We start from the raw sequence: 13,871 nt of genomic DNA, 5'->3' as shown, positions 1-13,871 counted from the left end.
CATGTCGGTCGTGATCGTCATTCCCGCCCGCCATGCCTCGACCCGCTATCCGGGCAAGCCGCTGGTCGATCTGCGCGGCGCGTCGGGCCAGGCGCGAAGCCTGATCCGGCGCAGCTGGGACGCGGCCATGGCGGTCTCGGGCGTGGACCGGGTGGTGGTGGCCACCGACGACGACCGGATCCGCGAGCACGCGGAAGGGTTCGGGGCCGAGGTGGTGATGACCTCGGCCTTGTGCCGCAATGGCACCGAACGCTGCGCCGAGGCGGTGGCGAACCTGGGCCTGACGCCCGAGATCGTGGTGAACCTGCAGGGCGACGCGCCCCTGACCCCTGCCTGGTTCGTCGAGGATCTGGTGACGGGCCTGCGCGCCGGTCCCGCCTTCGATGTGGCGACGCCGGTCCTGCGCTGCACGGGCCGGATGCGTGCGGATCTTGTCGCGGACCGCCATGCGGGCCGCGTGGGCGGCACCACGGCGGTCTTCGGTCATGACGGACAGGCGCTGTATTTTTCAAAGGAAGTCATCCCCTTCGCGGCGGGCGATTTCGGCAATGAAGACCCCAGCCCGGTCTTTCATCACGTGGGCGTCTATGCCTATCGCCCCGGGGCGCTTGCGGATTATGCGACCTGGGACGAAGGCCGCCTGGAAGGGCTGGAAGGGCTTGAACAGTTGCGCTTCCTGGAACGCGGCCGCCGCATCCTGTGCGTCGAGGTCGAATCGCGCGGCCGGCTGTTCTGGGAATTGAACAACCCCCAGGATGTGCCCCGCCTGGAGGAGATGATGCGGACCATGAACCTGGACTGAAGCCCCGCAACCGCCGATAAAGAGCATTTGCCGAAAATCAGGCGTGTTTTTCTGCAATTGCATTGGCACCAAACTGCCGAGGACGCTATGATTGCGCTTGAACAATGCAGCCTTTGCGGGTGACTTTGCGTTAAGCTGCGTTCGGCCCTCGATGGCCCCGAAAGATCGAAAAAGGTGTCAGCACATGACTCGTAAAGTAACCAAGGCCATCTTCCCCGTAGCTGGTCTGGGGACACGCTTTCTTCCCGCCACGAAAAGCATCCCGAAAGAGATCATGACGCTGGTTGACCGGCCCCTGATCCAATACGCCATCGACGAGGCGCGGGCGGCGGGCATCACCGAATTCATCTTCGTCACCTCGCGCGGCAAGGGTGCCCTGGAAGATTATTTCGACCATGCGCATGAACTGGAAAGCAGCCTGAAGAAATCCGGCAAGAACGACCTGCTGGAAGTCCTGCGCACCACCAACATGGAATCGGGCGCCATCGCCTATATCCGCCAGCACAAGGCCCTGGGCCTGGGTCACGCGGTCTGGTGCGCGCGCCGCCTGGTGGCCGATGACGAACCTTTCGCGGTGGTGCTGACGGACGACGTGATCATGGGCGACCCGCCCTGCCTGCAGCAGATGATCGAGGCTTATGGCGAAACCGGCGGCAGCATGGTCGCCACCATGGAGGTCGCGCCCGAAAAGGCCCAGGCCTATGGCGTGCTGGACGTGGCCGAGGACATGGGCGCCATCGTCAAGGTCCGCGGCATGGTCGAAAAGCCCCCGCTGGGCACGGCGCCGTCGAACCTGGCGGTGATCGGGCGCTATATCCTGGCGCCGACGGTCATGCAGAACCTCAACAAGCTGAAAGCCGGGTCGGGCGGGGAAATCCAGTTGACCGACGCCATCGCCGACGACATCGCCGCGGGGCGCGACGTCTTCGGCCTGCGCTTCCGCGGCCAGCGGTTCGACTGCGGATCGAAGGCCGGCTTCCTGCAGGCGACGGTCGCCTTCGGCCTGGAACGCGACGAGTTGAAGGAAGAATTCGCCGAATACCTGCACGACATCATGTCGATGCGCCGGGCGGCCGAATAATCCATGTCCCGGACGGTATTGGTGACGGGGGGTGCGGGCTATATCGGCTCGCACGCCTGCAAGGCCCTGGCTGCGGCTGGCTATGTGCCGGTGACGCTGGACAACCTTTCGACAGGCTGGCGCGATGCGGTGAAGTTCGGTCCCTTCGTGCAGGCCGACCTTCTGGACCGTGCGGCCCTGGATGCGGCATTCGCCGAACACCGACCCGCCGCCGTGCTGCATTTCGCCGCGCTGAGCCAGGTGGGCGAGGCGATGGCCGAACCTGGCAAGTACTGGCGCAACAATGTCAGCGGATCGCTGAACCTGATCGAGGCCGCCATCGACGCGGGCTGCCTGGATTTCGTCTTCAGTTCCACCTGCGCGACCTATGGCGACCGTGACGGAGAGGTTCTGGACGAGGATACCCCCCAGGCGCCGCTGAACGCCTATGGCGCCTCCAAGCGCGCGATCGAAGACATGCTGGTCGATTTCGGCGCCTCGCATGGGCTGCGCTCGGTCATCTTCCGCTATTTCAATGTGGCGGGCGCTGATCCAGAGGGCGAGGTCGGCGAACATCACCGCCCCGAGACCCATCTGATCCCGCTGATCCTGGATGCGGTCGATGGCAAGCGCGCGGCGCTGACGGTTCATGGGACCGACTATCCCACCCCCGACGGCACCTGTATCCGCGATTACGTCCATGTCATGGATCTGGTCGATGCGCATGTGAGGGGCCTTGAATGGCTGCGTGCCGGCAAGGGCAGCCGGGTCTTCTGCCTGGGCACCGGCGACGGCTTTTCGGTGCGCGAGGTGGTGGACGCGACCCGCCATGTCACCAACCGCCCGGTGCCGATGGTCGATGGCCCGCGCCGGGGTGGCGATGCGGTCAAGCTGGTCTGCGGCAGCACGCGGGCCAAGGCCGAACTGGGCTGGCAACCCCTGCGGTCCACCATGCAGCAGATGATCGGGGATGCCTGGCGGTGGCATCAGAACGGATCCTATCAGGCGTGACTGCCGACAGGCCCCCCGCATGGCGCCGGGCCTGGTCGGCCTGGCGCCTGCGCTGGAAGCGGCGAAAGCTGTTGTGGCGCTGCCTGCGGGCCGCGCGCGACCTTGCCCCGCTGTCCGACCGCACGGCAGCGATCCGGCCGGGGGACATCCTGTGCCTTGCCACTGTCCGCAATGAAATGCTGCGCTTGCCGCAGTTTCTGGACCATTACCGCCGCCTGGGCGTCACGGCCTTCCTGATCGTTGACAATGCCAGCACCGACGGCACCGACGGCTTCCTGAGGGATCAGCCGGATGTGTCTGTGTGGCGTGCGACAGGCGGTTATCGGGCGGCACGGTTCGGCATGACCTGGCTGGGGGCGCTGCTTTTCCGGTATGGGCATGGGCACTGGTGCCTGACCGTCGATGCCGATGAACTGCTGGTCTATCCCGATTGGGACCGCCGCCCGCTGCCGGAACTGACGGCCCACCTGGACGCGGTCGGGCGCCCTGCGATGGGGGCGATGATGCTGGATCTGTATCCGCGCGGGCCGTTGGATCGGGCCGATGCGGGTCCGCAGGCGACGTGGACGGAACGGCTGCCGTGGTTCGATCCGTCCCCTTATCGCTGCCGCGTGGTCGCCCCGAAACGCAACCGCATCCTGCATGGCGGCGTCCGGGAACGGGTGTTCTTTCCCCACGACCCCGACCGGGGTCCGACGCTGAACAAGCTGCCGCTGGTGCGCTGGAACCGGCGATACGTTTATGTCAATTCGACCCATTCGCTGCTGCCCCCCAGGCTGAACGACGAATATGACGGTCCCGGCGACCCCCGCCTGTCCGGGGTGCTGCTTCATGGCAAGTTCCTGCCCGACAGCCCCGCCCGTGCGTCCGAGGAATTGGTCCGGCGCCAACATTTCGTTGCCCCACAGGAGTATCGCGGTTATCACGCGGCCATCGCCGAGGCCCCGACCCTCTGGCACGAAGGTTCGGTCAGGTACGAGGGATGGGGGCAACTTCTTGGCCTCGGGCTGATGGGGGCGGGACAATGGCTCCCCGGTGACGGTTGAATTGTTAATGGTGTTTTTACCAAGGGCGTGTATCCGGCCCGGCAATGTATTTTTGATCTGCAGGCATTACAGGTGGTGACAGGGGCGGGGATTCGAAGAAGGCTGGGGGCGCTTCCGATCATCGGTCGCCTGCGCCGGCGCGCGGAACGGCAGCGCCTGATCGCGCGGGGCCTGCGCAGCCGCACCGCCTTGCGCGCGATCTCCGACCGCACGCGCCGGATCGAACGCGGCGATATCCTGTGTTTCGTCACCCTGCGGGACGAAAGGGCGCGGCTGCCCTGGTTCCTGTCCTATTATCGGGCCATGGGGGTGCGGCATTTCCTGATCGTGGACAATGCCAGCCAAGACGGCAGCGGCGATTATCTGCGTGCCCAGCCGGATGTGTCGCTGTGGTGGACCGATCACGGCTACAAGGCTGCGCGCTTCGGGATGGACTGGATCAACTGGCTGTTGCTGAGGCATGGCCGGGGGCACTGGTGCCTGACCGTCGATCCCGACGAGTTCCTGGTCTATCCGCATCATGATCGGCGCCCTCTGCCGGCGCTGACCAGCTGGCTGGATGCGATCGGGCGCCGGTCCTTTCCGGCGATGCTTCTGGACATGTATCCCAAGGGCCCGATCGAGGATGCGGTCTGCGCCGAAGGCCAGGATCCTTTCGACGTGGCCCGCTGGTTCGACCCCGCCAACTACTCGATCCAGAAGAACGAGTATTTCGGCAACCTGTGGATCCAGGGCGGGCCGCGCACACGGGCATTCTTTACCCACGATCCCCTGGCGGGACCGGCGCTGAACAAGATCCCGCTGGTGAAGTGGAGCGCGCTATGCCTATGTCAGTTCCACGCACATGCTGCTGCCGCGCGGGCTGAACCTTGTCTATGACGAGGATGGGGGCGAACTGATCTCGGGCTGTCTGCTGCACGCCAAGTTCCTGTCCAGCTTTTCCGCCAAGTCGGCCGAGGAACTGGACCGCCGACAGCATTACGGCGGCAGCCAGGAATACCGCGCCTATCACGCCGGCCTGCATCGCGGCGTCCAGTTGTGGTGCAGCGAATCGCGCGAATACCGTGACTGGCAACAGCTCGAGGATCTGGGCCTGATTTCCCGGGGGAATTGGGCATGAAGGCGGCGGTGCGCCTTGGCGTGGTGCTGCTTTGCCATGGCGATCTGGACCTGGTGGCGCGGCTGGCGCGGATCTGGACAAGCGGCGGGGCGCGGGTGGCGCTTCATGTCGATGCCAAGGTGTCGGCTGCCAAGGTCGCCGGGCTTCGCCGGTCGTTGCAGGATTGCGACCAGATCATCTTCAGCAGGCGCCACCGCTGTTCCTGGGGGCGCTTCAGCCTGGTCCGCGCGACCCAGGATGCCGCCGCCGAACTGTTGCAGCGGTTCCCCGACACCACCCATGTCTATCTGGCCTCGGGGGCATGCCTGCCGCTGCGGCCCATATCGGACCTGACCGCCTATCTGGCGGCCGATCCTGATCGCGATCATATCGAAAGCGTCAGCACCCATGACGTGGGCTGGACCGTCGGCGGTCTGAACCACGAACGCTTTACCCTGTTCTTTCCCTTCGACTGGAAACGGCACCGCTGGCTGTTCGACCGCTTCGTCGCCTGGCAGCGCAGGCGCGGCATCCGCCGCCGGATGCCGGCCGGGCTGTCCCCGCATCTTGGGTCGCAATGGTGGTGCCTGACCGCGCGGACCCTGCGCGCGATCCTGGAGGATCCGCGGCGGGCAGAGTTCGACCGGTTCTTCCGCCTTGTCTGGATACCCGACGAAAGCTATTTCCAGACCTTGGTGCGGCTGCATTCGACAACGGTGGAAAGCTGGTCGCTGACCATGGCCAAGTTCGACCATGCCGGCCGGCCTTATTGCCTTTACGACGACCATGTCGCCATGCTGGCCGAATCGCGCTGCTTCGTCGCGCGCAAGGTCTGGCCAGGCGCCGCGCATCTGCTGTCGCATTTTCCCCTGCCCGACGAAGGGCGCCCGCAGGTCGATCCGCCCCAGCCGGCGCGGATTTCCCGCATCATCAACCAAACCGTGCGCCGGCGCGTCCTGGGCAGGCCGGGGCTTTACATGCAAAGCCGCTTTCCCCGCAAGGATGCGGAGAACGGCAAGACCTCGGCCCCCTATGCGGTGATCCAGGGGCTGACCGACATCTTTCCCGGCTTCGAGGACTGGCTGCGGGGGCATCTGTCCTGCCATGTCCATGGCCACCTGTTCAGCCCCGAGGGAGCCGAATTCGCCGGCCGCCCGCGCGTCGGGCCGGGGGCGATCTCGTCGGATCCGCTGATCCGCGACCGCGACCCGCAGGGCTTCCTGACATCCCTGATCCGCATCGCGGACCCGATGCAGGTGTTTCAGTTCAGCCCGCGCGACAATCAGGCTTTGAACTGGTTCATGGCGACCGATCCCCACGCGCATATGCTGGTCGTGTCCGGCGCGTGGAAGCTGCCCTTGCTGCATTCCGGGATGCCCTTCGACGACGTGCGCCGCATCTTCGCGCAGTTGCAGCGGATCGAACTGGAACAACTGGACGTGCTGAATTCCCTTTGGGTCCGGGCCAGGCTGCACCATCACGACCTGGGCGAATTCCTGCTGAACCCCCGGACGATCCTTCAGGATTTCCTCTTGCAGATCGACCCTCATTCCCTGCCCATCACCACGCTGCCCGCCATGCGCGACCTGACCGGGCTGGACGGAATGCTGCGGCGGCTGCGTAATTCCGGCCTGCGCCCGCGCCTGACGGGCGAGGATCTGCCCCCTGTCGAGCTTCTGACCACCGAAAGGAAGGCCGCCGAATGACCGAAAGATTCCGCAGCTTCGTGATCTTCGCCGAGATGCGCACCGGGTCCAACCTGCTGGAAGCGACGCTGAACAGCATCCGTGGCGTCACCTGCTTTGGCGAGGCGTTCAACCCCTATATGATGGGCTGGCCCGACAAGGACGAGATGATGGGCGTCACGCGCGAGGCGCGCGAGGCCGACCCCCTGCCGCTGCTGGCCAAGCTGACCGACCGGCCGGGGCATCTGCCGGGCTTTCGCTATTTCCACGACCACGATCCGCGGGTGCTGGAGCCGATCATCCAGGACCGCCGCTGCGCCAAGATCATCCTGACGCGCAATCCGTTGGACAGCTATGTCTCGACCCGGCTGGCCTGGGAAACGAACCAGTGGAAGCTGAACGAGTCGGAGACGCCGATCCCCGCGCGCATCACCTATGACGGGGCCGAGTTCCGGCAGATGCTGTCGGCCATGGGCGAATTCCGCAGCCATGTCGTCGGCCGCCTGCAGGCGACGGGCCAGGTGGCCTTTCACCTGGACTATGACGATCTGCGCGATGCCGCCGTGATGACCGGGCTGCTGCACTGGCTGGGCCGCAGCGATCTGGACCGGGTGGAACCCGCCCGCGACCAGGTGCCCCAGAACCCGCAGGAACTGGCACGAAAGGTCGCGAATTTCGATGCCATGCAAGCCGATCTGCAGGATATTGACCCGTTCCTGCTGCACCGCCTGCCGCTGTTCGAACCCCGGCGCGGACCGGCGGTGCCAAGCTTCGTCGCAGCGGACGGCGGGCGGGGGCTGCTGTTCATGCCGGTCAAGGGCGGACCGGAACGGACCGTGCGGGACTGGCTGGGCAGGTTGGGGGCGACCCAGGGGGATTTCACCCAATCGACCCTGCGCCAGTGGAAGCGTGCCAGGCCGGGCCACCGCAGCTTCACCGTCCTGCGCCATCCGTTGCTGCGGGCCTGGACAGCCTTCGACATTCTTCTGACACGCGACAATCGCGAACAGAGAGAGGTCCTGCGCCGCCTGCACCGGGTCGCCCTGCCGCCCGAGGATGCGTTGCCCGGTCTGGCGGGGGACGCGCGCATCGCCGTCTTTGCCGATTTCCTGGCCTTCCTGCGCCGGAACCTGAATGGCCAGACATCGCTGCCCACCCAGCCCGCTTGGGCCAGCCAGACCGAGGTTCTGGCGGGCTTTGCCCGTTTTGCCCTGCCAGACATGGTGGTGCGAGAGGATCGGCTGGCCGAGGATCTGGACCATCTTGCCCGCGCGGCGGGGGTCAAGAACGCCCGTCTGGACGGGGTTCAGCCACCGCAGGTGCCCGACGCCTTGCGCGACCCCGGTCTGGCCGAGGCCGCGCAGGCGGCATACGGGCGCGACTATGTCACCTTCGGCTTCGACCTGATGCCCTAGGCTTGCAGCAGGGCGGCCAGTTCCGCCTGCTTTTCGCGCACCAGGGCCATATCGCCATCGGATTCCAGGTTCAGCCGCACCACCGGTTCGGTGTTCGACTTGCGCAGGTTGAAGCGCCACTTGCCGAAATCCAGCGACACCCCGTCCAGGTCGTCGCGGCCTTGCGCCTGGGGTTCGTATTTCTCGATCAGCCGGGCGATCGCCGCATCGGGGTCGTCGATGTGATAGTTCGTCTCGCCCGAGGACGGGTAAAGCCGCATCCGTTCCTCCAGCAGTTCGGCCAGGGTCTTGCCCTTGCGCGACAGCAATTCGATCATCAGCAGCCAGGGGATCATGCCGCTGTCGCAGTAATAGAAGTCGCGGAAGTAGTGATGCGCCGACATCTCGCCGCCATAGATGGCGCCCACGTCGCGCATCTTGCGCTTGATGAAGGCATGGCCGGTCTTGCTGACCACAGGCTCTCCTCCGGCTTCCTGGATCATGGCGCGGGTGTTCATAATCACGCGGGGATCGTGGACGATCTTCTCGCCCGGCGATTTTTCAAGAAAGGCCGCGCCTAGCAGACCCACGATATATTCGCCGGGGATGAAGCGGCCGTTTTCGTCGAAGAAGAAGCAGCGGTCGAAATCGCCGTCCCAGGCCACGCCCAGATCGGCATCCTCGGCCTTGACCTTTTCCACGGTGGGGGGCTGATTCTCGTCCAGCAGCGGGTTGGGGATGCCGTTGGGGAAACTGCTGTCCACGTCGTGGTGCATCCGCACGAAGGTCAGTGGCGCGCCGCGCTTTTCCAGTTCGGCGGCGATGGCGTCGAAGGTCGGGCCGGCGGTGCCGTTGCCGGCGTTCACCACGATCTTCATCGGCTTCAGGACCGACACGTCCACGAAATCCGCCATGGCACGCGCGTAATCCGCGCGGGCACCGCTGAAATCGGTGACGCTGCCCTTGGTCGCGGGCGCAAAGCTGCCGCCGGTCGCCAGTTCCACGATGGGCGGCAGTTCGGTCGCCGGATCCAGCGGGGCCGACCCGCGCCCCACGATCTTCATGCCGTTGTAGTTGATCGGGTTATGCGAGGCCGTGACCTCGATCCCGCCATCGGTGTCGTGGAAGCCGGTGTGGAAATAAACCTCCTCGGTCCCGGCCAGGCCCAGGTCCAGCACGTCGGCGCCGCCATCCGTCAGCCCCTCGATCAGCGCGGCGGCCAGTTCGGGCGAGGATTCGCGGCTGTCGCGGCCCACGACCACGCGCTTGGCCTGGCGGGCCTGGGCAAAGGCGCGGCCGATGCGATAGGCGACATCCGCGTCCAGGTTCTTGCCCAGTTCGCCGCGAACGTCATAGGCCTTGAAGCAGGTGATGTCGCGATGGCCGAGATTGCCTTTGTCGCTCATGGGCATGATCCTTGCTGAAACGGTCGAATTGACCAAGCGCTAACAGGACGCCTTGGAAATTCAAGGCGCATCTGGTCCCTCTGGTCTAGGTGACGCGCAACGCGAAGGGCGATAGAACGTTCCCGACGAAGGAGATGCCCATGGACACCAAGACCCTGATCGCCGCCTATTACGACGCCTTCAACGCGGGCCGCACCGACGAGATGCTGGCCCTGCTGCATGACGAGGTGGAGCATCACGTCAACGAAGGCGGCATCCGCAAGGGCAAGGCGCTGTTTGCCGACTTCAACCGGCACATGACGGAAAGCTACAAGGAAACGCTGACCGACATGGTGATCTTCGCCAATGAAGCGGGCGACCGCGCGGCGGCGGAATTCGTGGTGAACGGCACCTATCTGAAGACCGACGAAGGCCTGCCCGAGGCGAAGGGCCAGACCTATCGCCTGCCCGCCGGCAGCTTCTTCACCATCCGCGACGGCAAGATCGCGCGCGTCACCACCTATTACAACCTGGCCGACTGGACGCGGCAGGTCAGCCAATGAGTGTCACGACGCGCGTCTTGACCGGAGAGGCGCTGGCCGCCGCGCTGGAAGACGTCGCGCGTCTGCGGATCCGGGTCTTCCGGGATTTCCCCTATCTTTACGATGGGGATGCCGATTACGAACGCGATTACCTGCGCGCCTATCAGTCGCCCGGCGCGGTGGTCGTGGCGGCGCTTGACGGCACGGCGGTCGTGGGGGCGGCGACCGGCGCGCCCATGGCGGACCATGCCGCCGATTTCGCCGCCGCCTTCGAAGGCAGGCCCGAACCGCTGGACCAGATCTTCTATTGCGCGGAATCGGTCCTGCTGCCCGAATATCGCGGCCAGGGCATCGGCCATGCCTTCTTCGACGCCCGCGAATCCCATGCCCGCGACCTTGGCCTGACCTTCAGCGCCTTCTGCAGTGTGATCCGGCCTGCCGATCACCCCGCCCGGCCTGCGGGTTACCGTCCGCTGGACGATTTCTGGCGCAAGCGGGGATACCAGCCGCTGCCCGGCGTCGTCGCGCAGTTTTCCTGGAAGGATCTGGGCGACAAGGCCGAGACCGAAAAAGACCTGCAATTCTGGATGCGAAGCCTGTGAAGATCGCCGCCGCCGCCTATCCGATCGACTGGTTCGACAGCTTCGCCAATTACGAGGCCAAGCTGTCCCGATGGGTCGCCGACGCCCAGGGCGCCGACCTGCTGGTGTTCCCCGAATATGGCGCGATGGAGCTTGCCTCGCTGGGCGGGCGCGACGTCGCGGGCGATCTGGAGGCGTCCCTGCACGAGGTCGCGCGGCACTGGCCGCAGATCCAGGCCGTGCATGAGCGTCTGGCGGCAAGGCATGGCTGCCACATCCTTGGCGCCTCCGGTCCCGTCTTCGACGGGCGGCGCCCGGTCAATCGCGCGATCCTTTATGGTCCCCAGGGCATCATCGGCCACCAGGACAAGCAGATCATGACCCGGTTCGAGCGCGAGGACTGGAACGTGACCGGTGCCCCCGGCCTGCGGGTCTTCGATACGGCCTTTGGCCGGATCGGCATCCTGATCTGCTATGACAGCGAATTTCCCCTGCTGGGCCGTGTGCTGGCGCGCGCCGGGGTGGAACTGCTTCTGGTGCCAAGCTGCACCGACACGGTGGCGGGGTTCAACCGCGTGCGCATCGGCGCCATGGCCCGCGCGCTGGAAAGCCAGTGCGTCGTGGTGCAATCGCCCACGGTCGGCGCCTGCGACTGGATGCCCGCCCTGGACGAGAACCGGGGCCGGGCGGCGATCTATGGCCCCCCCGACGGGTTCTGGCCGGAAACCGGGATCATCGCCGAAGGCCCGATGGACCAGCCCGGCTGGGTCATGGCCGAGGTCGATCTGTCCCGCGTCGCGGACAGCCGCCGGAACGGCGCGGTGCTGCCCTTTGCCCATTGGCCGGAAAGCGAAGGCGCAGAAACCATTTCCTGAGCGCCTGCGTTTTATGGACGACAAAGGCTGTTCGCGGCCTCATTCCGTGCCATATCCTGCGGCCATGCTGCATATCAACGACACCATCACCATCGAGGAGTGGGAGCTGACCGAGCAGTTCACCAGATCCCAGGGGCCGGGCGGGCAGAACGTCAACAAGGTCGAAACCGCAGTCGAACTGCGGTTCGAAGCCGCGCGGTCCCCGAACCTGCCCGATGCCGTGAAGCGCCGCCTGGAACGGCTGGCGGGGCGGCGCTGGACCCGCGACGGCGCGGTGGTGATCCTGGCCCAGGAAACCCGAAGCCAGGCCCGCAACCGGGAAATCGCGCGCGAACGGCTGGCCGAATTGATCGGCCGTGCCGCCGAACCCGTCAAGCGTCGGGTCGCCACCAAGCCGACCTGGGGCAGCCAGTTGCGCCGCCTGAAGGCCAAGACCGTTCGGGGCGAGGTCAAGGCGATGCGGGGCAAGGTGGGGGAGGGCGAATGACCGCCCTGCTGCGTTCCCTGGGCATGCTGTTCGGGCGCCGTCCCCCCGCCATGCAGGTCGGCGCCGTCTGTCGCTGCGTCAGAACGGGCGAGGTTGTCCTGATCACCAGCAGGGGCACAGGCCGCTGGGTGATCCCGAAAGGCTGGCCGATGGAGGGCAAGACCCTGCCCGCCGCCGCCGCGACCGAAGCCTGGGAGGAGGCGGGCGTCGAGGGGCGGATGCACGAAACCGAACTGGGCCGCTATCGCTATGACAAGGAACAGGACCGGGGCTATTCCGTCCCGGTCGAGGTCCGGGTCTTCCTGATGGATGCGGACCGCGAACGGGTCGATTTTCCTGAATCCAGGCAGCGCCGGCGCCGCTGGTTCGCGCCCCAGGATGCCGCGCGCCTTGTGGCCGAACCGGGGTTGCGGGAAATCCTGCTTGCATTGCCCGAGGTGTCCGGCTGACATCGGGGGCATGACGCCACCCGACCGCCAATACGACGTTCTGGACAAGGATTTGCGGCGGATCACCGTTGCGGAATCCGCCCAGTTCCATGCCATACGTCCCGTCCTGCGGCTGGGTGCCGCGATCCTTCTGGGGGTCGCGCTGATCTTTCTGGCCCTGGGTGTCACCGGACAACAGCCCGGCCTGATCGCCACCGGCGTGGGCTTCGTGGTGGCGGGCTGGCTGGGCCTGTCGATCGGGGCGAACGACATCGCCAACTCGCTTGGTCCGGCCGTGGGGGCGGGGGCCATCGCCATCGGGCCGGGCCTGGTCCTGATCGGATTGGCCGAGATCGCCGGGGCGGCGCTTGCAGGCCACGCGGTCACGCATCGGCTGGCCGACGGCATCGTCCATGTCGCCGTCCTGGAAAACGGGGTGCGGGGCCAGGTCATGATGCTGGCCGCGCTGATCGGGGCGGCGGCCTGGATCACCGTCGCCACCGGTGCCAGCCTGCCGGTCTCGACCTCTCATTCCATCGTGGGGGCGATCGCGGGGGCGGGGCTGGTCGCGGCGGGGGCATCGGCCCTGTCCTGGGGCGGGATCCTGGCCATGGCGCTTGCCTGGGTCGTCACGCCCTTTGCGGCGGCGGTGCTGGCAGGCGCCCTTCTGGCCCTGCTGCGCATCCGCGTGGCCGAGGCGCCGGACCGCGCGCGTGCCGCGAAGGCATGGCTGCCGCCGCTGATCGGCACGATGGTCGGCCTGTTCGTCGCCTATGTCGCGACCCTGCTGCCCGGCCTTTCCCTGCGCCTGCCCCTGGCGCTGCTGCCCGGGGCGGGGGCGGGTCTTGCCGTGGCGCTGATGATGCGCCGCCGCCTGGTCCAGACCCTGGTCGAGGCGGGCGAAAAGCCCGGCATGAAGCGGATCCTGCGCCAGCCCCTGCTGTTTGCCGCAGTGATGATGGGCTTTGCCCATGGCGCGGGCGATGCGGGCAATGTCGCCGGGCCGCTGCTGGTGATCCTGACGCCGTCGCAGGAGGGGGCGTCGCAGGTGCCGCTGCTGATGCTGGCCGTCGCGGGGGCGACGATCGCGCTTGGCGCGCTGCTGTTCGGCCGCCGCCTGGTCGGCATGGTCAGCGAGGGGATCACCCGGCTGAACGCGGTGCGGGCCTTCTGCATCACGCTGGCCACCGCGATGATCGTGCTGTTCGCGTCGGGCCTGGGCTTGCCGGTGTCATCGACCCATGTGGCCGTGGGCGGCGTCTTCGGCGTGGGCTTCGTGCGCGAGATGCTGGACCGGCGCAGCAACGCCCGGCGCGCCGCCCCCCTTCCGCCCGAGGAACGCCGCCGCCGGATGCTGATCCGCCGCAGCCATGTGGCCACGATCACGGTGGCCTGGGTGGTCACGGTGCCGATCACAGCCGCCTTGGGGGCGCTGTGCTGCCTGGGGATGCTGTGGGTGACGGGGGTGTAAGGCCC

13 protein-coding genes and 1 pseudogene are annotated in these 13,871 nt (G+C 66.5%); 13 read left to right on the top strand and 1 reads right to left on the bottom strand.

The window, feature by feature from the left end; translation table 11 throughout:
* Position 1: 1 nt before the first annotated feature.
* The 7 genes and pseudogenes from CK944_RS05185 (at position 2) to CK944_RS05155 (ending at position 8,118) form a co-directional block, all read left to right on the top strand.
* Entirely contained in the window at positions 2-802 is an 801-nt protein-coding gene (locus CK944_RS05185) for a 3-deoxy-manno-octulosonate cytidylyltransferase (RefSeq protein WP_103171984.1), read from the top strand.
* 184 nt (positions 803-986) lie between these two features.
* Entirely contained in the window at positions 987-1,883 is an 897-nt protein-coding gene (locus CK944_RS05180) for a UTP--glucose-1-phosphate uridylyltransferase (protein WP_103171983.1), read from the top strand.
* A 3-nt stretch (positions 1,884-1,886) separates the two neighbouring features.
* Positions 1,887-2,873 (top strand): UDP-glucose 4-epimerase GalE, encoded by a 987-nt coding sequence (gene galE / locus CK944_RS05175; RefSeq protein WP_103171982.1) that lies wholly within the window; start codon positions 1,887-1,889, stop codon positions 2,871-2,873.
* Positions 2,870-3,919: a glycosyltransferase family 2 protein gene (locus CK944_RS05170; RefSeq protein WP_103171981.1), complete on the top strand. Its 1,050-nt coding sequence runs from the start codon at positions 2,870-2,872 to the stop codon at positions 3,917-3,919. The genes galE and CK944_RS05170 overlap by 4 nt, the downstream gene beginning before the upstream one ends.
* A 120-nt stretch (positions 3,920-4,039) precedes the next feature.
* Positions 4,040-5,039: pseudogene (locus CK944_RS05165) on the top strand (glycosyltransferase family 2 protein).
* Entirely contained in the window at positions 5,036-6,724 is a 1,689-nt protein-coding gene (locus tag CK944_RS05160; protein ID WP_103171980.1) for a beta-1,6-N-acetylglucosaminyltransferase, read from the top strand. Before CK944_RS05165 ends, CK944_RS05160 begins: the two are co-directional and overlap by 4 nt.
* Positions 6,721-8,118 carry a hypothetical protein gene (locus tag CK944_RS05155; RefSeq protein ID WP_103171979.1) on the top strand — a complete coding sequence of 466 codons (1,398 nt, stop codon included), beginning with the start codon at positions 6,721-6,723 and terminating at the stop codon, positions 8,116-8,118. Before CK944_RS05160 ends, CK944_RS05155 begins: the two co-directional genes overlap by 4 nt.
* On the opposite strand, the gene CK944_RS05150 is transcribed toward CK944_RS05155, so the two are convergent.
* The gene (locus tag CK944_RS05150) at positions 8,115-9,503 is read right to left on the bottom strand and encodes a phosphomannomutase (protein ID WP_103171978.1); all 1,389 of its coding nucleotides are present in this window, start codon (positions 9,501-9,503) and stop codon (positions 8,115-8,117) included. The genes CK944_RS05155 and CK944_RS05150 overlap by 4 nt on opposite strands.
* A gap of 140 nt (positions 9,504-9,643) precedes the next feature.
* Between CK944_RS05150 and CK944_RS05145 the strand changes: the two genes are divergently transcribed.
* The 6 genes from CK944_RS05145 to CK944_RS05120 all read left to right on the top strand — a co-directional run bounded on the left by CK944_RS05145 (position 9,644) and on the right by CK944_RS05120 (position 13,866).
* Positions 9,644-10,045 (top strand): ketosteroid isomerase-related protein, encoded by a 402-nt coding sequence (locus CK944_RS05145; protein ID WP_103171977.1) that lies wholly within the window; start codon positions 9,644-9,646, stop codon positions 10,043-10,045.
* Positions 10,042-10,626, top strand: coding sequence for a GNAT family N-acetyltransferase (locus tag CK944_RS05140; RefSeq protein WP_103171976.1), 585 nt, complete (start codon positions 10,042-10,044; stop codon positions 10,624-10,626). The genes CK944_RS05145 and CK944_RS05140 overlap by 4 nt, the downstream gene beginning before the upstream one ends.
* Positions 10,623-11,480, top strand: a complete 858-nt coding sequence (locus CK944_RS05135) for a carbon-nitrogen hydrolase family protein (RefSeq protein WP_103171975.1) — start codon at positions 10,623-10,625, stop codon at positions 11,478-11,480. The genes CK944_RS05140 and CK944_RS05135 overlap by 4 nt, the downstream gene beginning before the upstream one ends.
* A 64-nt stretch (positions 11,481-11,544) precedes the next feature.
* Positions 11,545-11,967, top strand: coding sequence for an alternative ribosome rescue aminoacyl-tRNA hydrolase ArfB (arfB, locus tag CK944_RS05130; RefSeq protein ID WP_103172128.1), 423 nt, complete (start codon positions 11,545-11,547; stop codon positions 11,965-11,967).
* Positions 11,964-12,416, top strand: a complete 453-nt coding sequence (locus CK944_RS05125; protein WP_239985965.1) for an NUDIX hydrolase — start codon at positions 11,964-11,966, stop codon at positions 12,414-12,416. The genes arfB and CK944_RS05125 overlap by 4 nt, the downstream gene beginning before the upstream one ends.
* A gap of 10 nt (positions 12,417-12,426) precedes the next feature.
* On the top strand, positions 12,427-13,866 hold the full coding sequence (locus tag CK944_RS05120; RefSeq protein ID WP_158247960.1) for an inorganic phosphate transporter: 1,440 nt from the start codon (positions 12,427-12,429) through the stop codon (positions 13,864-13,866).
* The last annotated feature ends 5 nt before the right edge of the window (positions 13,867-13,871 follow it).

This window comes from Paracoccus sp. SY, assembly GCF_002901215.1.
GTDB classification, from domain to species: Bacteria; Pseudomonadota; Alphaproteobacteria; order Rhodobacterales; family Rhodobacteraceae; genus Paracoccus; species Paracoccus acridae.
Note: the sequence above shows the minus strand (reverse complement) of the source record. Positions and strands in the feature narration are given on the sequence as shown.